The sequence below is a fragment of the Parasediminibacterium paludis genome (genome assembly GCF_042651445.1).
Lineage (GTDB): Bacteria > Bacteroidota > Bacteroidia > Chitinophagales > Chitinophagaceae > Parasediminibacterium > Parasediminibacterium paludis.
Window position 1 is genome coordinate 410,908 of the sequence record NZ_JBHSDC010000002.1, and the last position, 19,275, is coordinate 430,182.

Consider the following 19,275-nt stretch of genomic DNA (forward strand, 5'->3'; position numbering starts at 1 on the left):
AATTACTTGTGAAGCCCCATTCAACTAAAATAGAATGGGGCTTTTTTTATCGACAATCGAATATGCTAAACCTGTCTTAATCGAATACAATCACTAACTTTAGCCTCTCTAAAAAACCTCAATTTTAACGATATGGAAATGAAAAATACCGCTTTCGACATTGACATGATTAAGAAAGTGTATGCAGAAATGCCTGCAAAAGTTGATGCAGCAAGAACAGCTTTGGGTAGACCGTTAACCTTATCAGAAAAAATTCTGTTTGCACATTTACATAGCGATATGAAGTTGGAAAACTTTGGTCGCGGTAAAAGTTATGTGGATTTTGCGCCCGATAGAGTAGCTATGCAAGATGCTACAGCGCAAATGGCTTTGTTACAATTTATGCAAGCTGGACGTCCTAAAGTGGCTGTACCGAGTACGGTGCATTGCGACCATTTAATCATGGCAAAAAATGAAGCCAAGCAAGATCTTGAAGTAGCCAACTCAGAAAGCAAAGAAGTCTATGATTTCTTAGCATCTGTCAGTAATAAATACGGGTTAGGTTTTTGGAAACCCGGTGCAGGTATTATTCACCAAGTAGTGCTAGAAAATTATGCTTTCCCTGGCGGGATGATGATTGGAACCGATAGCCATACCGTTAATGCTGGTGGGCTTGGTATGATTGCTATTGGCGTTGGCGGTGCAGATGCTTGTGATGTAATGGCAGGCTTACCGTGGGAATTAAAATGGCCTAAACTGATTGGTATAAAGTTAACTGGTAAATTAAGTGGCTGGACCGCGCCTAAAGATGTTATTTTGAAAGTAGCAGGTATTTTAACGGTGAAAGGTGGTACGGGCGCTATTGTTGAATATTTTGGCGAAGGTGCTACCAGCATGAGCTGCACTGGTAAAGGCACTATTTGTAATATGGGTGCTGAAATTGGCGCTACTACTTCCACCTTTGGCTACGACGAAAGTATGAGCAGGTATTTGGCTGCAACTGGTCGTGCAGAAATTGCTGCCATGGCTGATGGAATTAAAGAATATTTGAATGGCGACGCTGAATGTTATGCCAATCCTGCACAATATTTTGATGAGGTGATTGAAATTAATCTAAGTGAATTAGAGCCGCATTTAAATGGGCCTTTTACACCAGATTTAGCAACGCCGATTTCTAAAATGAAAGAAGCTGCCGCAGCAAACAATTGGCCAACAAAAATTGAAGTGGGTTTAATTGGAAGCTGTACCAACAGTAGTTATGAGGATATTTCTCGAGCGGTGTCTTTGGCAAAACAAGTCAATGAAAAAGGCTTAAGAGCCAAAGCAGAATACACCATTACGCCGGGTAGCGAACAGGTGCGTTATACCATTGAGCGTGATGGATTTTTAGAAATCTTTGATAAAATGGGGGCCACGGTTTTTGCAAATGCATGCGGGCCTTGTATAGGTATGTGGGCACGAGTGGGCGCAGAAAAGCAAGAACGCAATACCATCGTTCATAGTTTTAATAGAAACTTTGCTAAACGTGCAGATGGTAACCCAAACACTTTGGCATTCGTTGGAAGTCCAGAGTTGGTTACCGCATTAGCGATTGCTGGCGATTTAACATTTAACCCTATCACCGATTTTTTAACCAATGAAAAAGGTGAACGCGTTAAGCTCGATGAACCTACTGGAATGGAATTACCACCAAGAGGTTTTGCAGTTGACGATCCTGGCTATCAAGCACCTGCTGAAGATGGTAGTAGCGTAGCCGTAGCGGTAGACCCTGCAAGTAAGCGTTTACAATTGTTAGCGCCATTTGCTGAATGGGAGGGGACAGATTTGAAAGGCCTGAAACTACTCATTAAAGCAAAAGGCAAGTGTACTACTGACCATATTTCTATGGCGGGGCCTTGGTTAAAATTCCGTGGACATTTAGATAATATTAGTAACAACATGTTGATTGGTGCAGTAAATTATTTTAACGAGAAAACAGATAGCGTTAAAAATCAATTAACTGGCGAATATGGGCCTGTACCTGCTACACAACGTGCTTATAAAGCTGCAGGTATAGGCAGTATTGTAGTAGGTGATGAAAACTATGGTGAAGGCAGTTCTCGTGAACATGCAGCCATGGAGCCTCGATTCTTAGGTGTTCGGGCGGTACTTACCAAATCCTTTGCGCGTATCCACGAAACCAACTTGAAAAAACAAGGCATGCTGGCTTTAACCTTTGCTAACAAAGCCGATTATGATAAAATTCAAGAAGATGATACCATCGATATCGTGGGTTTAACTGAGTTTGCACCGGGCAAGCCGTTAACACTTGTATTGACTCATACCGATGGTAGTAAAGACGAAATTTTAGCCAACCATACTTACAACCACCAGCAAATTGAATGGTTTAAAGCTGGTGCAGCATTAAACATCATTCGCAAGCAAGTGGCTGGTAATTAAGCAAGTGCATTGTGCATTATGAGAAATAAATCCCATCCCGCCCATGGTGGCGGGATTTTTATGTTAACAGTTTTGATAGTATTTGAAATAGCTGCTGTAATTTGTAGGAAGCTTTTAAACCATTTGAACGAAATTCTTAAAACTTGAAAACTGCGTTTTTAAATAAAAAAAGTTTTAGGCGTTACAAAACTTCCCGCCATTACACATGTACAACGAGTAGAAAGTTGTGGACAGCCTGTTGTACTGGTACAAATGCTTCCTGCAATTTGCGAGAGCCTGTCGTAGAGGTACAGATGTTTCCTGCAATTTGCGAGAGCCTGTCGTAGAGGTACAGATGTTTCCTGCAATTTGCGTCAGGCTGTTGTAGTAGTGCAACGCCTTCTTATAACTTGCTTCAGCTTGTTGTATGGGTACAATAGATCTACAGAAATTGGATGCGATCATCGTCTTATATCTGTCATTTCCCAAAAAAAGACCATTTAAACCCATACTTAAGCGTTTAATTGTCATTGATAGTGCTACCAAAATAAATTCCCCAAACTTGCCACCAAATTATTAGACCATGCGTAATCTTATTTTTTCAGTAGTGGCCATACTACTTTTCAGTACTATCTTATCTGCCCAAACAAAAATTACCCCGGACGAAGCGGCCAAACATATCGGCGATAGTGTAACGGTATGTGGTAAAATATTTGGCGGCAGGTATTTTGATAGAAGCGATAATAAAATCACGTTGCTAAATATGGGTGCCGCTTATCCGCAATCGCCATTAACCATTTTGATTGAAGCAGATAGTAGAAAAAACTTCAGCAATAAACCTGAAGAGTTTTATGTAGAAAAGGAGGTATGTATTACGGGTGTGATTAAAGAATTTAAAGGCAAACCAGAAATAATTGTTGCTAAAGAAGCAGAAATTATGGTAAAGCCGTAGCTATAATCGTACGATTTTAAAAATGGGGATGGGTGTTTTAAATTGTTGGTTGATATCCGATTCTTTGTAAATCATTTTTGCAACATCCATTCCTTTTACCACTCTGCCAAAAGCCGCAAAGCCCTGTTTATCTGCCATGTTTTCGCCGTTATAATCAAGGCCAGGTTCGTTATCCATACAAATAAAAAACTCGGTGGTGGCGCTACCGGGCTCGTTTCTTGCCATAGAGATAACACCTGTTTTATGCAAAATACCTGTTTGCAAAGTGGTTTCGTGTGGTGTGCCTTTTAGGCTTCTTGCTTTTGCATTATTACTTTTCCAAAGTCCGCCTTGTATCAATTCAGTTTTAGGCGCATCGGAAGGTTGATTGGTAATATTGAGTACACGGTAAAAATTGCTATTGTCATAAAAACCAGAATCCACATAAGCCAAAAATGCACCTGCCGTTTTCGGTGCTTTTTTATCAAATAATTCCAGTTCAATATCGCCAAAAGAGGTTTCAATACGTACATGCGGATTGTCGTACACGTGCTTGCTTTTGCAGGCCAAGCAACACCAACTTAAGATAACTAGGAAGGCTATTTGTTTCATACAGTGTGCAAAATACTATTTAAACCAGTTGCCACAAAAGCTGATGAAAAACATGTAGTAGAAAACTTGAGTTGTTTATATTTACACGACTTTTCACCGTTATAAAGATTAAGCATGCAAGACACTTATTTACACCACAACCATCAAGAAAAACATTTAAAAAGCTCGGAATTATTAACAGATATTGTAATAGGGATGAGCGATGGTTTAACGGTACCATTCGCTTTGGCTGCGGGTTTAAGCGGTGCGGTAAGCAATACGAGTTTGATAGTAGTAGCTGGCATCGCAGAAATTGCTGCTGGGTCTATAGCGATGGGCTTAGGTGGTTATTTAGCGGGCAAAACCGAACAAGACCATTACAATAGCGAACTAAAAATTGAATACGACGAAATAGAAACCAAAACTGAGGTAGAGAAGGAAGAAGTACGCATCTTTTTTAGAGAATGGGGCTTTAGTAAAGAATTGCAGGATAAAGCGGTAGAAGAAATTTGTAAAGACAAAGACCGCTGGGTAGAGTTTATGATGAAACACGAGCTTGGCTTAGATAAACCAGATCCTAAACGGGCTTCTAAAAGTGCTTTTAATATTGGCTTATCCTATGTGATGGGCGGCCTAATACCATTAAGTCCATATTTCTTTGTGGCAAATTCTGAAGATGCGTTAAAAGTTTCGGTGGGAGTAACGCTCATATGCTTGTTTGTATTTGGCTATTTTAAAAGTAAAATGACAGGCGTGAATCCAGTTATTGGCGGTTTAAAAGTGATGATGATTGGTGCTGCCGCCGCTGCTGCTGCTTTTGCCATCGCGAAAGTGATTGATGGGAAATAAGAAGTTCAAGAGGGGGCAGAACGTACAAGTGTGCGACGCAACGGTTGCTAAATTGTAATACAAAAGCTGGTCACTAAAATAAAAAATCCTATAAGGTTGCGCAAAACCTTATAGGATTTAAAACTATATTCTACGATTAATTACGCATTAATTATCTGTACAAATTCATCTACAATAAGCGAAGCACCACCAACTAGGCCGCCATCAACATCTGGCTGAGAAAATAACTCAACCGCATTATTGGCTTTTACACTACCACCGTATAAAATAGATATATTATTGGCTACATCTGCGCCATATTTCGCAGCAAAATGTGAGCGGATATAGGCGTGCATTTCCTGTGCTTGTGCGCTGCTTGCAGTTTTGCCAGTACCAATAGCCCAAATTGGTTCGTAGGCAATCACCACCTTTTGTATGGCTTCTGCTGACAAATGAAATAAACTTTCGGTTAATTGTTCAGCAACATAAGCATTTTGTGTATCGGCCTCACGAATGTTTAAAGGCTCACCACAGCAGAAAATAGGTGTGATATTGTATTCTAAAGCAATATTTACTTTATCTGCTAAAAACGCATTTGATTCGTTGAAATATTCACGTCTTTCCGAGTGACCAAGTACCACGTAGTTAATGCCAATAGACTGTAACATTTCTACCGAAATTTCGCCAGTATAAGCACCGCTTTTTTTACTGTAAATATTTTGCGCAGCTACTTGCAAATATGGATTGCCAGCTAATTTTTCTTTTGCCAAAATAAGATAAGGTGCAGGAACTGCAAATATGGCTAGTCTGTTGTCGTTTACATCTAATGCTGCCGAAGCAAAAGCATCTAATAAGGTATTGGCTTGTTCAAGTGTGCCATTCATTTTCCAGTTGGCTGCTGCAATTTGTTTACGCATGGGTAAGTTTTGAAGTTTAAAGTTTAATGGTTTGCTGTTAGTTTATATGTTATTATCTGTTTAATCCAATAAATCGCTGTTCCTATCGGGCTTCAAAGATATGTTTCAGTATGCCAATTTCAGCGTCGGTTAGGCTTTGGTGTTTCATTTGTTTCCAATTATTAATGTCTGTATAAGCTTTTTCCAAATCATATTCTGCCAATGTACCCCAAGTAAAATTTGGAATTTTGGTAGGTAGCAAACCTGCACCAAATACGTTGCAACACACACCAATAAACGATCCTGTATTCACAGATGAGTTGATGGCCACCCGACTATAATCACCCATCAGAACGCCACATTTTTGTCCGCCCGATACAAATGCATTTGCGCCAGCGTTCCAAATTTTCACGTCACCGCCAGTATTTTTTACGTTACTATTGCTACTGCCTGCACCAAAATTGCACCATTCTCCAATCACACTATCGCCTAAATAACCATCATGGGCTTTGTTACTATGCCCTTGAAATACCACGTTTTTAATTTCGCCACCCACCACGCAATTAGGGCCAATAGTGGTGGCACCATAAAATTTACTACCCATTTTTACCAAACTATTCTTGCCAATGACTAATGGCCCACGTAACATCGAACCTTCCATGATTACGGCATCTTTGGCAATATAAATAGGGCCAGTAGAAGCATTTAGCGTACAGAAATCGAGTGTCACATTGTCTTCAAGAAAAATAGCTTGGGCGTTTATTACTTGGTTACTATGATTAATGGGTTGTGACGTTTTGTTTTTTGTTAAATAGGCAAAATCTTCACGAATCATTTTATCGTTCCAATGAAATAATTGTTGTGGGTATTGGATGCACTCAACATCTAGCACGTCATAAATATTTTGAAACCATTGTAGGCTTTCTTTTGGGTTAAATGTGTGTGACGGTGCATTAGTTCTGCCAGCAATTAAGCCACGTTCATTGGCTAAAGCTTCACCTATTTGTAATGATAATATTCTATCTAGCAAATTTTCAGTAGGCATAATAGATGCATCTACCCAAACATGGTCGCCTTCTTCAAGCAAAGGATAAAGTGATTGTAAATAATGGTTGGTATGAATAAACACTTGTTGATTGGTGCGCAAAGCCCATCTTTCAGCAATAGTTATAATCCCAAACCGCAATGCAGCAATGGCTTTCGTGGCGATAAATGGTTGTAAATAGTTGCGCTGTGCATTGTCAAATAGAACGATAGCCATAGTAAAGAATTGATTACAAACTTACGGTAAGATGTAGATGGGAACGCTCATAACGCAGATTTTTACTGATTAAACTGATAACATTTTGATTTAAAAAGTAAATGAACCTTAGAGTCAAGAAGGAAGGAGGCATGAGATAATATTTACCTCCTTCGCTCCCTAGTTGTGAGGTTTATATGGTTGCTTCAATGTTATGCACAATGAAAAATTTAGTAAATAAATACTATGGTCAATGATTTTTTTTACCAGTAATATAAAATTCATTCTAATCTGTATAAATCAGTTTTATCCGTGTTCCTATCCTTTCCCTAAATTGCAGGTTCTAAAAATTAAGTGTTATGAACTTTGGAACATTCTCATACCCATTACCACCAAATGAACCAGTATTGCAATATGGTCCTGGAAGCCCTGAAAAAGCTGCTCTAAAAGCGGCTTTAAAAGAGATGAAGAAAAAGCAAATTGATGTGCCAATGTATATTGGTAATAAGGCAGTAAAAACTACCAACAAAGTAGCCATGCATCCGCCGCATGAAAAAGCTTTTACGCTTGGTTATTTTAATATGGGGGAAGAAAAACATATTACACAAGCTATTGCCGCAGCATTGGCAGCCAAAGAAGCTTGGGCTAATATGAGTTGGGAAGCAAGAGCGCATATTTTTTTAAAAGCTGCCGACTTACTAGCAACAAAATACCGTTACCATATTAATGCCGCAACGATGCTTGGGCAAAGTAAAAATGCTTACCAAGCAGAGATAGATGCAGCTTGCGAACTGATTGATTTTTTACGTTTTAACGTACATTATCTAAGCGAAATTTATAAACAACAGCCTGTGTCTTCACCGGGTATGCACAACCGTTTAGAGTGGCGACCATTGGAAGGTTTTGTATTGGCTATTACGCCATTTAACTTCACAGCCATTGGTGCCAATTTGCCTGCAAGTGCCGCAATGTGTGGTAATACGGTAGTATGGAAACCTGCCGATACACAAGTATATTCTGCACAGATGTTTATGAAAGTGATGAAAGAAGCTGGTTTGCCTGATGGCGTAATCAATATGATTTATGTGGATGGCCCAACATTGGGTAAGGTTTGTTTCTCCCATCCAGATTTGGCGGGTGTACACTTTACAGGCAGTACGGCTGTGTTTAATACCATCTGGCAAGCTATAGGTACTAATATTGCTAAGTTTAAAACCTACCCAAGAATTGTGGGCGAAACTGGTGGTAAAGACTTTATTATGGTGCATAAAAGTGCTGATGTAGATGTAGCTGTAACAGCTTTAGTACGTGGGGCTTTTGAGTTTCAAGGGCAAAAATGTAGTGCTTGCTCTAGGGCTTATATACCAAGTAACCTAGCCGATGCGATAAAAGACAAATTGGTAGCGGCCTTGGCTAGCATGAAAATGGGAAGCCCAGAAGATTTCAGTAATTTTATTACGGCTGTAATAGATGAGCGTAGCTTTAAGAAAATTACCAAATACATTGATGAAGCAAAGAAGGATAAAAAGGTAAAAATTATTGCTGGTGGTAATTACGATAAATCTGTTGGATATTTTGTAGAGCCAACGATTATTGAAACCAAAGACCCTCAATATGTTACCATGTGCGAGGAAATATTTGGGCCAGTACTCACTATTTATGTGTATGATGCTGATAAATATGAAGAAACCTTAGCTGTGGTTGATAGTACATCAGCTTATGCGCTTACTGGTGCAATTATTGCGCAAGACCGTTACGCCATAGAGGTAGCCACCAAAGCTTTACGTAATGCCGCTGGTAATTTTTATGTAAATGATAAATGTACCGGTGCTGTGGTAGGGCAGCAGCCATTTGGTGGCGCAAGAGGCAGCGGTACCAATGATAAAGCAGGTAGCCAACTTAACCTATACCGTTGGTTAAGTGCAAGAACCATCAAAGAAGTATTTGTACCGCCAACCGACTACAAATATCCATTTGTGATGGAAGCGTAATTGTGTGTGATTGAATTAGATGGATAAGAAAAGGTGGTTAAGCAAATCTATGCTTAGCCACCTTTTTTAATAATGATATCTGCAAGAGAGTATTTCAATGCTTGTATCTTTTATTTGATACACTAATCGATGTTCTTGACTAATTCTGCGACTCCATTTGCCTTTTAAGTCGTGTTTTAATGGTTCAGGTTTACCAGTACCTGCAAATGGTGTTGCTGCAATTTCTGTAATAAGTGCTACTATTTTTGAGAGCATTTTGGCATCAGTTTGTTTCCACTCGTTTAGCTGAGTAAGTGCAAGTGGACTCAATGTCACGGCTCTCATCATTTGCCATATTTTTCTTGTAATTCATTTACCGAGAAAGTAATGCCTTTGCCCTCTTCTAAATCTTTTGCGGCTTGCATTAAATAGGTTTTGTTATTTGGTGAAGCCAATAAGTATTCGGTTTCATCTACCGCTTCTGAAACAACAATATCAATCGTTTTATCTTTAAATGCCAGCTTTATAGAATTTAGTAATTCTATAGATAGCTCATTTACGTTTAAGTGGTAAGTTGTTGTCATGTACCAAAGTTATTAGTAAGCGTAAATTTAGAAAAAATTTCTTTTGTGATATTTGAGTTTCTTTATTTTTAATTGTATGAAAATAAAAACATGGTTATGGCAAGCGCCACTTGGGCTAATATTTGTAGGTGCAGGATTAAGTATGGCGATAGATGCAGGTAGCCAAAAAGCCAATGGGCAGCCTTGGTTTGGGTACGGTACATTAGCATTGGTATTGTTTAATGCAGGGCTTTGTGTATTTGGTGGCGCAATTATAAAGCGGGTGAAAGATGAGATGAAGGGGTAGCGGTTGTTTCTTTTCACAGAATACCTACGCTACAATAAAAGCTCCACAGCAAACAGAACGTACAAGTGTGCGACGCAACGATGTATCATAGTAGTACAAAAGCTGGTGACATAATTAAAAGAAAGCCCCGCATCGTAATTATGCAGGGCTTTTTATGTTTTGAGAATGCTTCGTGCCTCGCAATGACGAGGAATAACTAGGCCAATTTTGCTTGTAAAGCTGTGTCTAAAGCATCTAAGAATTCTTCTGTGTAAAGGTAATGTTCACCATGATTTACCTTATTGCCGTAAATACATACTGCTAAATCTTTGGTCATTTTACCGCTTTCTACCACTTCTACGCATACTTTTTCTAGTGCATGGCAGAAGTTGATTAACTCTTGGTTGCCATCTAATTTTCCACGGAATTCTAATCCTCTTGTCCAAGCAAAAATTGAAGCGATTGGGTTGGTAGAAGTTGGTTTGCCTTTTTGGTGTTCGCGGTAGTGACGTGTAACCGTACCATGTGCTGCTTCTGCTTCCATTACAGTACCATCTGGCGTTACTAGGGTAGACGTCATTAAACCAAGTGAACCAAAACCTTGTGCTACCGTGTCGCTTTGTACATCACCATCGTAGTTTTTACAAGCCCATACAAAGTTACCGTTCCATTTAAGGGCACTAGCCACCATATCGTCTATTAAGCGGTGCTCGTAAGTAATACCAGCTTCAGCGTATTTGGCTTTAAACTCGTTTTGGTACACTTCTTCAAAAATATCTTTAAAGCGACCATCGTATTTTTTAAGAATGGTATTTTTAGTAGACAAGTACAAAGGCCATTTTTTTGCCAATGCTTGGTTGAAACAAGCACGTGCAAAGCCGTAGATACTCTCGTCGGTATTGTACATAGCCAATGCTACACCATCGCCTTTAAAGTTAAATACTTCATACTCTTGCACAGTACCGTCTTCACCTTCAAATTTTACGGTTAGTTTGCCTTTGCCCTTGGTTACAAAGTCAGTAGCACGGTATTGATCGCCAAATGCATGACGACCGATGCAGATAGGGGCGGTCCAGTTTGGCACTAAACGTGGTACATTGCTACAAACAATTGGTTCACGAAAAACCGTGCCATCCAAAATGTTACGAATAGTGCCATTTGGTGATTTCCACATTTGTTTTAGCTTAAACTCTTCTACACGTTGCTCATCGGGTGTGATAGTAGCGCATTTAATGCCTACGCCATATTGTTTAATAGCATTTGCGGCGTCGATTGTTACTTGGTCGTTAGTTTCGTCACGATATTCCATACCTAAATCGTAGTATTTAATATCCAATTCTAGGTAAGGAAGAATTAATTTGTCTTTAATAAACTTCCAGATAATTCTGGTCATTTCGTCGCCATCTAATTCCACTACCGGATTGGCAACTTTGATTTTTTGTGGCATGTTCTTTCGTTTACAAATTTTAATAAGGGTTACAAATGTAATGGAATACTATTTTCGTACAACACAAACAATTATGCAACCGTTGACGTATATATTAATATGCGAAAACTGATACAATATCGAGCTTGGTTAATGTTATTATTGCTTTTAGCAATTGACGCAACAAGCTGCAACAAGAAAGTAATTATGACTGAAATGCCTACTATAACACCTGTAACGCCAATACCATTACCAACGCCTACACCTATTGTTTTTAAATCATATTTGGCATTGGGCGATTCTTATACCATTGGCCAATCCGTGGACAGCGTCGATAGATTTCCTGCCCAAACCGCAGCTGTACTAAAACAACAGAACATCAATATTGTACCGCTACAATATATCGCTACCACCGGTTGGACAACTACCAATCTTGCAAATGCGATTACTAGCGTGAATCCAAAAGGTCCATTTGATGTAGTGAGTTTATTAATTGGTGTAAATGACCAATTTCAAGGTAGAAATATTGATGATTATGGCGGGCGCTTTTTGCAGTTGTTACAAACAGCTGTTCAACTTGCAGGGAACCAACCTAGCCATGTATTTGTACTCAGCATTCCTGACTATGGTGTAACGCCTTTTGGTGGTAATAATCCCGCTATTAGTCAGCAAATAGATGCTTATAACACCATTAATAGGCAAATAACACAAAGCATTTCAGGCGTTCATTATATTGATATTACGCCAGCATCAAGATTGGCAGCTACAGATAGAACCTTAGTAGCCATTGATGGCTTACACCCAAGTGCTAAGCAATATAAGCTATGGGTAGATCAGTTAGCGCCACAAATGGCTGCAGTATTAAAATAACCTATCATTACATTTTAAACACGGCATCATCAATACCTTTATTAATGATATAATTTGTATATGTAATTTCAACTCTTCCCTTTTTATTATGTAATTTTTCAGCTTCTGTTTCTGGCTTTTTGTTATCGTCAAATTCCAAAGTGATACCTTTTGGAAGCTTATAATCCTTAGTATTAAAGCTAAATACAACTTTGTCTGGTAAGCTATAGTTGGCAAATTTGCCATAAGCCATTTCGATGTCGTAAGTGCCATTTTCTTTGGTGGTCGTTACGGCCTTGCGAATTAGTAAATTGGCTTCATCGATATATAAAGTTGTTAATACAATATCGCTGTTATCGCTACTTGGCAATAGCTTTATTATTTTTACTTTAGTGCCGTTTAAGACAGATTCACCAGCTGCAATGGCTACAAAATCTTTACCACTAATCAGTGAATTCATATTTACCGAAACCCCACCTTTTGGTAATAAAGAAATGCCGCCATCTTTTTTCAAACGAAATTTATTAGGCTTTTTAAAATAAACTTTTACTCTACCTAACGGCGCTTTAATAAAAGCCACATCTGTTTTCATTTTACCATCTGCTTCATAATCGTTCACAGCATCTAGCTTTGCTTTTACTTTATTAATGAGTGTTGTAACATCTTGTGCACCTACTGTGGTGTGTAATGCAAAAAGTATAATAAAGGTGAGTAGCTGTTTCATGTGTTGATGGTTTAAATGCTGAATAAAGTTATATCTGTACAAGTGTGCGACGCAACGATGCACCATAGTAGTACAAAAGCTGGTGACATAAATCTCACTGTTTAACTTAAAATATCTTTCTTTTTAAAAATGAGGATGGCTGCGGTAACAAAGCCTATGATGTGAACGAGCAATACCAAAATGGAGTTGATGATTTTATCTGGCCTTAGTATCGAACCTATAATAGATTCATTGGTTTCTGTGACTTTCATATCAAAAAACTCTTTCCAGTCGTTCATGTGTGTAGTAAATAAAAACGGCTTTATGGAGTTGAAAATAGGGATGTTGAGTGTACTTAAAATGGTGAAAAAGATAATCACACTCATGGTTGCAACGATGGGGCCAATTGAGTTTTCGGCAAAAACGGACAATAGAAAACCAAGCGCTGCCACAGTTAACATGGCGACTGCTGCAAAGCCGAATGCACCTACGTAGCGCCAAAATATATCACCATTTTTCAATAGAACAACATAGCTGCTTTTCATTAAAAAAAGATCGTCTGTGCCAAAAATTAACATGCTAACAAACAAAGCTAAAATAGCTAGCCAAACGAGCAACATCATTGTGTATACGGCTGCTGCTGCAAACTTTGCCAGCATAAACTGTGTGCGACTAATAGGCTTGGTAAGCATGATGCGCAATGTGCCCATATTTGCCTCGCCGCTAATCATATCGGCAGCAATTAAGGCAATTAACAATGGCACATGTACCAATAATAATTGTAGCATAATGTAGCAAACCAAGTAGCCATTTAAAATATTGCCATCTATAGTGAGAGAAGAGGATAAGTCACGCATCATAAAATCTGCATAGGTTTTGCCATCTAGCTTTAAACCAAATTGAATAATGGTGATTAAAGCCGTAATGGCTGCAAATGCAATGTATGTGCGTGGTCTACGGAAAATTTTGTATAACTCAATTTGTATAAGCTTGTACATGTTGGTTGGTGCTAGTAATTTGTAAAAAATAATCTTCTAAACTATGGCGTGGCTGCAGCGAAATCACTTCAATATTCAGGTTCACTAAATCTTTGTGTAATTGAGGAATGGCTTGTCTATTGAGTTTTAGAAAAATATTGCTGTTGCGTGATGCTTGAACATATTGCTGCCAACTGCTTTGCGTTAATTGCTGGGATGCAAAAGCGTTATTGGTTGTTACAATTTCAACAATGGTTTGTGCTGGGTCAAAGAGTTCGTTGGCATTACCTTCTATTAACTTTTTACCTTTATCAATAATTAATACACGTGTTGCTACTTGTTCAATTTCGTTCAGTAGGTGAGAAGAAACCACAACCGTCTTTTTCATGTCTCTACTTAGTCGTAAAATTAAGTTTCTAATATCAGCAATACCTTGAGGGTCAAGGCCATTGGTAGGTTCGTCGAGTACTATTAATTGTGGGTTATGTATTAACGCAATACCTATACCAAGCCTTTGTTTCATACCTTGCGAAAAGGTTTTAACAGTGTCTTTGGCACGTGTAGCTAGCCCTACCATTTCTAGTTGGTCCATGATGAGCTTATCTGTTACTTTCACGCCACTTAGCTTAGCGAATAGCTTAATGTTCTCATATGCCGATAGATACTTATATACATCTGGTTTTTCGATGACTGCTCCTACTTGGTGTAATATCTCGTTGCGATGTGTTTTTAGTGGCATGCCAAATAATTCAATATCACCTGAAGTAGGTTCTATTAGCGTCATTAGCATACGAATAGTGGTACTTTTTCCAGCACCATTTTGCCCTAGAAAACCATATACATCCCCTTGATTGACGGTAAAAGAAAGGTCGCTGACGGCTTTGAAATCTTTGAATTGCTTGGATAGATGGGAAACTTTTATAACCGGTTGCATAGTGCTATAACAATGAATTGTAAAAGTAGTTGTGTATTGTTGATTTTAATGATTTTATGATGCAATGATTTGCTAAGATTATTGACAGAAACGCTGACTGAGCCGATGAAACTGATCATCGCAGATTAAAATAACCAGATAAATCTGCTTTAATCCGTTTAATCAGTATTGCTAGCCTTTACTTACGCTTAATACTTTTCTTATTGCCTCAGCCTTTAACAAACATTCCTCATATTCTTGTTCGGCAATGCTGTTAAACGTAATACCACCGCCTACTTGATAGGATAAATACTTGCTAGTTGAATTATATAAAATACTTCTGATTACCACATTAAAATCGAAGTCTTTGTTTGGGCTAATGTAGCCGACTGCGCCGGAATATAATCCTCTGCTACTTGGTTCATATTCATTGATTAGTTGCATCACTTTTTGTTTAGGTGCGCCAGTCATACTACCCATCGGAAAAGTGGCTTGTAAAATAGTTGCAAGGTTGGTTGATTCGTCTATTTCTCCTACAATGGTGGATATCATTTGATGCACTTGAGGGTAAGTATAAATGCCAAATAATTCTTCTACCTGTACGGTACCTTCTTTACAAATACGACTCAAATCGTTGCGTACCAAATCTACCACCATTACATTTTCTGTCCGGTCTTTATGGCTTGCAAACAATTGTTGTTTTAGTGCCTTATCTGCTTCTGTATTTTGCAAATTTCTTTTAAAAGTACCTTTTATGGGCTGAGAAATTAATTGATGGCCTTGCTTTTTTAAGTAACGTTCGGGGCTTGCGCACAACAAATATTTATCGTTAAGCTTATAATAGCTAGCAAATGGATTGGGGGAAATGGCTGTTAACTGTTGATAAATGGCGAGCGGCTCTATTACAGCATTACTTGCATAAAACTCTTGGCAGTAGTTTATTTCGTAGCAATCACCCCGTAAAATATATTGCTGAAGTTGATGAATCGTTTGTAAGTAGTCTGCTTTGCTAATGCGAGATTGTATCGCTAGTTGTTGGCTGCTAGTTATTGGTTGCTGACTGCTAGTGATTGAACTTTTACGAATTTGTTGATAAATATCAATTGGTAAAAGCGTCAAACTTTCAATTCTTAATTCAGTAGCAGATAGTTGTAGCACAATTTCTGGCTGATAAAAGTAGATGGGCTGAAAGCCAATGCTATCAGGCTTTTGCTGCGCTAATGAAGGGTATAAAATACTGTGAAAGTCGTAGCTAATATGGCCAAATAACCAATCATTGGTCTGTTGTAAAAAGCTAGCTAATGCTTGTTGATGATGGCTACTAGGCGAGCAGCGATTTACTTCACCTACGGCCACCAAACATTCAACGCTATGGTGTAGCGATGTGTATTGGTGATTGTCTAAAAAAGAACAGCTATCGTATTGGTTAGCCCAATGCAATAGCTGTTGCTTTATTTTTTGAAAATCTTGTATTACAAATGTTCCTGTAGCTCTTTGCACAAATAATTTGATGCTTTAATAGCGATGATTAAAAGTCATCATCGTCATCGTCAAATCCGCCGCCCTTTGTATCAAATAAATCAAATTCTTTAAAATCTTCATCTAATTTAAAGTCATCATCTTCATCTTTTGACTTTTTACCGCCAGCGGGTTTTTTAGCTGCACCACCTTTTGATTTTGGAATATCAAATTCATCAAAATCTGGATCCCAATCGTCATCATCGTCAGCCTTGTTCCAATCATCCTCTACTTCAACATCTTCATCATCATCGTCGTCATCATCTTTACTTTTTTTAGTAGAAGCTTTGGCACCTTTTTTTGCTGGTTTTACATCTTCATCGTCTAAATCGTCGTCATCATCATCGTCTTCTAATTGTTTTTTACTTTTTGATGATGCTTTTGGTGTAGTACTTGCTACTGGTGTCTTCTTTCCTGTGGATTTTGCATCCTTATCAGATTTAATTGCCATGTTCTAATAAGATTTTATAGAGTAAATTTTCAACTGAAATTTTTATTGACCAAATATTTTTTTAATCCCTGATTCGAGGATAACTAATTGGCATAATAATTACGCACTATCTTGAAGATTAGTTCAAACAATTGCGAATTCTTTATTACAATGCTACAATTTGCTCTCTACCCGGGCCATTGCTCACATACTTAACAGGGGCACCTACATAATCGTTTATAAAACTAATGTAGCTAGACATGTTTTGAGGTAAGTTAGCTGCATCCTTAATAGAAGAGGTATCGCAGTGCCAGCCTGGATGTGATGCTAAAACAGGATCTATTTTTACCTTCGATATGGCAAATGGAACTTCTTGTGTTTGCTTGCCATCAATCGAGTAAGCTGTACAAGCTTGAAGTTCCTCAAAACTGTCTAAAATATCCGCTTTTGTCATGATGATTTTGGTAACACCATTAATCATGCATGTGTATTTTAAAGCTACTAAATCTATCCAGCCGCATCTACGTGGACGACCAGTAGTAGCACCAAATTCGCTACCCAGTTTACGCAATTCTTCGCCTTTTTCGTCAAATAATTCTGTCGGAAAGGGACCACTACCAACTCTTGTACAATAAGCTTTGGTTACCCCCAATACTTCATTAATTTTTTTAGGCGATACACCTAAACCAGTACAAACACCTGCCGAAATAGTATTTGAAGACGTTACAAAAGGGAAGGTGCCAAAGTCAATATCTAGCATACTACCTTGGGCGCCCTCAGCTAATACTTTTTTTCCAGCAGTAATTTGATTGTTGATGAAGTATTCGCTATTCACAACATTTAACGTTCTTAAAAAATCTAATGCTTCAAAAAACTCATCTTCCCAAGCAGCGATATCTTCAATAAAATGAAAATTATCTAATAGTTTTTGGTGTTTTAAACGCAGTTTTATGTACTGAGAAGTAAAGCTTTTGTCAAGCAAATCGCCTACACGAATGGCATTGCGCCCTGTTTTATCCATATAAGCAGGACCAATACCTTTTAATGTAGAACCAATTTTGCTATCCCCTTTTGATAGCTCGCTCGCTTTATCCAAAGCACGGTGCGTTGGCACAATAATATTGGTACGTTCGCTAATAAATAGATTCTTTTTTACATCTATACCAAAAGAAGCCACCAAATCACATTCACGCTTCAATGTTACAGGGTCAAGTACTACACCGCCACCGATAATATTAGTCGTATTTTGATGAAAAATACCAGAAGGAATTTGGTGTAACACTACCTTTTTATCGCCTACATATAAAGTATGTCCAGCATTTGGGCCACCCTGAAAACGTGCAACTACATCGTAGTTAGGTGCAAAGAAGTCAACGATTTTACCTTTTCCTTCATCACCCCATTGCAAACCAAGAATTACATCAACCATAATTTATTATTGAGCAGCAAATGTAAGTGTTGGGTTTTTGTAAAATCACACAATCCACGCTATTTTATTTTTTATTCAATTTGTTTTTATATAATTCTGTATTATTTTCAAAGCCGAATATCATGATATTAAAGTTATGGAAGATAATAAAGAACTTACAAGTAGCAATGAACAAAGTAAAGACGATGTTTCAAAAGCAGCAAGCCGAGATGAGCGTATTGCAAAAATAACCGCTGAAACTACTGAATGGTTAAAAAGTGATCCTGCTATTCAAGCCTATTTTAGCAATTTTTCTGCCAGTAGTATTGATACTTTTATTGTTAGATATGCACATATAAAAAGTATATATAGCGAGTATGGCTCACTTTTTCAGGAAATGATGGATGTAAGAGAATCAGCGTATCTTGAACAAGCAGAAGAGTGCCTTAGGGAAATACAATACAAAAAATTATTTGACCTTTATTGCCAATGGAATGCAGAGCAAATTGTCCTTGAGGGCGTAACTATTTGTTGGGAATTTTACGCATTTGCAGATGATATTCTTAACTGCAAAATACTTACACCAATACAACAAGATGAACTTGATCTATACCTTGCTTACATGAATAGCCACCACTACGAGTACAACAGTTATTTTAGTTGGATGGATGTTTGTGACATTCGTAGTGATAGTGAAGATGTAGACCAACTGCCAAGTTGGTTTTTATACCACAACCAATATACAGGCGCTGGTAGCAACTTATTACTGCCAAAAATTAGAGAAGAAAAGGAAGATTTTTATAGAGAACTTAATAGCAAAGAAAAAAGTGTAGAGATTGAAGCGAAATATGCAAGTGGTGAATTACAGCGCCATGTACCAGATGAAAGACCACATTTATGGGGCTTTGATTATAATGACGTGATGAACTTTATGAAACGTTTTGAAACACCGGACAATATTCGCTTATACGATGGCTATTACTATTATGGTAGGGCGCACAATGCTGATGTAGTGGATGATGATAACGACTATATTAACCAGCAAGTACAAGATATTTTACATGCCATGGATAGCCTAAAGGGGATAGTGATACCCATAGAAGCCAATGCAGACTGGCGAAAAGGCTTAATAACTGCCTGGCATAAATTTGAAAAGGAACAAACTATTGCCTGCTTGCCATTTGCCTACGATAGTTATTTGTTTAGACTAGCGAATAAGATACAATTTCCCGCAGGCGATAGAGATATGGAAGGGCTTTTTGACAACATAAAAAAGCAAATACTACGTGGTAGAGTGTTAAATGGTGAACCAGAAGATTTTAATTTTTAATAAAAAAAAGTCCTTGATG

General features: G+C 38.1%; 19 protein-coding genes. 7 read left to right on the forward strand and 12 right to left on the reverse strand.

Features of this window, described 5'->3' with window-relative positions:
- Positions 1-132 precede the first annotated feature (132 nt).
- Together ACFOW1_RS02435 and ACFOW1_RS02440 are read left to right on the forward strand one after the other, a co-directional pair.
- Positions 133-2,418: an aconitate hydratase gene (locus ACFOW1_RS02435; protein WP_379012093.1), complete on the forward strand. Its 2,286-nt coding sequence runs from the start codon at positions 133-135 to the stop codon at positions 2,416-2,418.
- A gap of 562 nt (positions 2,419-2,980) precedes the next feature.
- Positions 2,981-3,349: a hypothetical protein gene (locus tag ACFOW1_RS02440; RefSeq protein WP_379012094.1), complete on the forward strand. Its 369-nt coding sequence runs from the start codon at positions 2,981-2,983 to the stop codon at positions 3,347-3,349.
- On the opposite strand, the gene ACFOW1_RS02445 is transcribed toward ACFOW1_RS02440, so the two are convergent.
- Positions 3,350-3,940 carry a peptidylprolyl isomerase gene (locus ACFOW1_RS02445; RefSeq protein WP_379012095.1) on the reverse strand — a complete coding sequence of 197 codons (591 nt, stop codon included), beginning with the start codon at positions 3,938-3,940 and terminating at the stop codon, positions 3,350-3,352.
- Between the two features lie 114 nt (positions 3,941-4,054).
- Here ACFOW1_RS02445 and ACFOW1_RS02450 point away from each other — a divergent pair, with 114 nt between their 5' ends.
- Positions 4,055-4,768 carry a VIT1/CCC1 transporter family protein gene (locus ACFOW1_RS02450; RefSeq protein ID WP_379012097.1) on the forward strand — a complete coding sequence of 238 codons (714 nt, stop codon included), beginning with the start codon at positions 4,055-4,057 and terminating at the stop codon, positions 4,766-4,768.
- 140 nt (positions 4,769-4,908) lie between these two features.
- Here ACFOW1_RS02450 and tpiA read toward each other — a convergent pair whose 3' ends face one another.
- The gene (gene tpiA / locus ACFOW1_RS02455) at positions 4,909-5,664 is read right to left on the reverse strand and encodes a triose-phosphate isomerase (RefSeq protein WP_379012099.1); all 756 of its coding nucleotides are present in this window, start codon (positions 5,662-5,664) and stop codon (positions 4,909-4,911) included.
- 82 nt (positions 5,665-5,746) lie between these two features.
- Positions 5,747-6,904 carry a putative sugar nucleotidyl transferase gene (locus ACFOW1_RS02460; protein ID WP_379012101.1) on the reverse strand — a complete coding sequence of 386 codons (1,158 nt, stop codon included), beginning with the start codon at positions 6,902-6,904 and terminating at the stop codon, positions 5,747-5,749.
- A gap of 338 nt (positions 6,905-7,242) precedes the next feature.
- Between ACFOW1_RS02460 and pruA the strand changes: the two genes are divergently transcribed.
- Positions 7,243-8,874 (forward strand): L-glutamate gamma-semialdehyde dehydrogenase, encoded by a 1,632-nt coding sequence (gene pruA, locus ACFOW1_RS02465; RefSeq protein WP_379012103.1) that lies wholly within the window; start codon positions 7,243-7,245, stop codon positions 8,872-8,874.
- Positions 8,875-8,940: 66 nt separating this feature from the next.
- Here the strand turns inward: pruA and ACFOW1_RS02470 are convergent, their stop codons facing one another.
- Both ACFOW1_RS02470 and ACFOW1_RS02475 read right to left on the reverse strand, forming a co-directional pair.
- Entirely contained in the window at positions 8,941-9,201 is a 261-nt protein-coding gene (locus ACFOW1_RS02470; RefSeq protein WP_379012105.1) for a Txe/YoeB family addiction module toxin, read from the reverse strand.
- A complete protein-coding gene (locus ACFOW1_RS02475; RefSeq protein ID WP_379012106.1) occupies positions 9,198-9,437 on the reverse strand; it encodes a hypothetical protein in 240 nt (79 codons plus the stop codon). The genes ACFOW1_RS02470 and ACFOW1_RS02475 overlap by 4 nt, the downstream gene beginning before the upstream one ends.
- A 76-nt stretch (positions 9,438-9,513) precedes the next feature.
- Here ACFOW1_RS02475 and ACFOW1_RS02480 point away from each other — a divergent pair, with 76 nt between their 5' ends.
- On the forward strand, positions 9,514-9,723 hold the full coding sequence (locus ACFOW1_RS02480) for a hypothetical protein (protein ID WP_379012108.1): 210 nt from the start codon (positions 9,514-9,516) through the stop codon (positions 9,721-9,723).
- 196 nt (positions 9,724-9,919) lie between these two features.
- On the opposite strand, the gene ACFOW1_RS02485 is transcribed toward ACFOW1_RS02480, so the two are convergent.
- Complete coding sequence (locus ACFOW1_RS02485; RefSeq protein WP_379012110.1) at positions 9,920-11,149, reverse strand: NADP-dependent isocitrate dehydrogenase; 1,230 nt, start codon at positions 11,147-11,149, stop codon at positions 9,920-9,922.
- Between the two features lie 132 nt (positions 11,150-11,281).
- On the opposite strand from ACFOW1_RS02485, the gene ACFOW1_RS02490 reads away from it, so the two are divergent.
- A complete protein-coding gene (locus ACFOW1_RS02490) occupies positions 11,282-11,998 on the forward strand; it encodes an SGNH/GDSL hydrolase family protein (protein WP_379012112.1) in 717 nt (238 codons plus the stop codon).
- A 7-nt stretch (positions 11,999-12,005) separates the two neighbouring features.
- Here the strand turns inward: ACFOW1_RS02490 and ACFOW1_RS02495 are convergent, their stop codons facing one another.
- The 6 genes from ACFOW1_RS02495 to ACFOW1_RS02520 form a co-directional block, all read right to left on the reverse strand.
- Positions 12,006-12,701: a LolA family protein gene (locus ACFOW1_RS02495; protein ID WP_379012113.1), complete on the reverse strand. Its 696-nt coding sequence runs from the start codon at positions 12,699-12,701 to the stop codon at positions 12,006-12,008.
- 101 nt (positions 12,702-12,802) lie between these two features.
- Positions 12,803-13,678, reverse strand: coding sequence for an ABC transporter permease (locus tag ACFOW1_RS02500; protein ID WP_379012116.1), 876 nt, complete (start codon positions 13,676-13,678; stop codon positions 12,803-12,805).
- On the reverse strand, positions 13,656-14,591 hold the full coding sequence (locus ACFOW1_RS02505; RefSeq protein ID WP_379012119.1) for an ABC transporter ATP-binding protein: 936 nt from the start codon (positions 14,589-14,591) through the stop codon (positions 13,656-13,658). Before ACFOW1_RS02505 ends, ACFOW1_RS02500 begins: the two co-directional genes overlap by 23 nt.
- Positions 14,592-14,762: 171 nt before the next feature.
- Entirely contained in the window at positions 14,763-16,070 is a 1,308-nt protein-coding gene (locus tag ACFOW1_RS02510; RefSeq protein WP_379012121.1) for an anthranilate synthase component I family protein, read from the reverse strand.
- Positions 16,071-16,098: 28 nt separating this feature from the next.
- Positions 16,099-16,539: a hypothetical protein gene (locus tag ACFOW1_RS02515; protein WP_379012123.1), complete on the reverse strand. Its 441-nt coding sequence runs from the start codon at positions 16,537-16,539 to the stop codon at positions 16,099-16,101.
- Positions 16,540-16,684: 145 nt separating this feature from the next.
- Positions 16,685-17,947: an adenylosuccinate synthase gene (locus tag ACFOW1_RS02520; protein ID WP_379012124.1), complete on the reverse strand. Its 1,263-nt coding sequence runs from the start codon at positions 17,945-17,947 to the stop codon at positions 16,685-16,687.
- Between the two features lie 136 nt (positions 17,948-18,083).
- Here ACFOW1_RS02520 and ACFOW1_RS02525 point away from each other — a divergent pair, with 136 nt between their 5' ends.
- Positions 18,084-19,256 carry a hypothetical protein gene (locus ACFOW1_RS02525; RefSeq protein WP_379012125.1) on the forward strand — a complete coding sequence of 391 codons (1,173 nt, stop codon included), beginning with the start codon at positions 18,084-18,086 and terminating at the stop codon, positions 19,254-19,256.
- Positions 19,257-19,275: the final 19 nt, after the last annotated feature.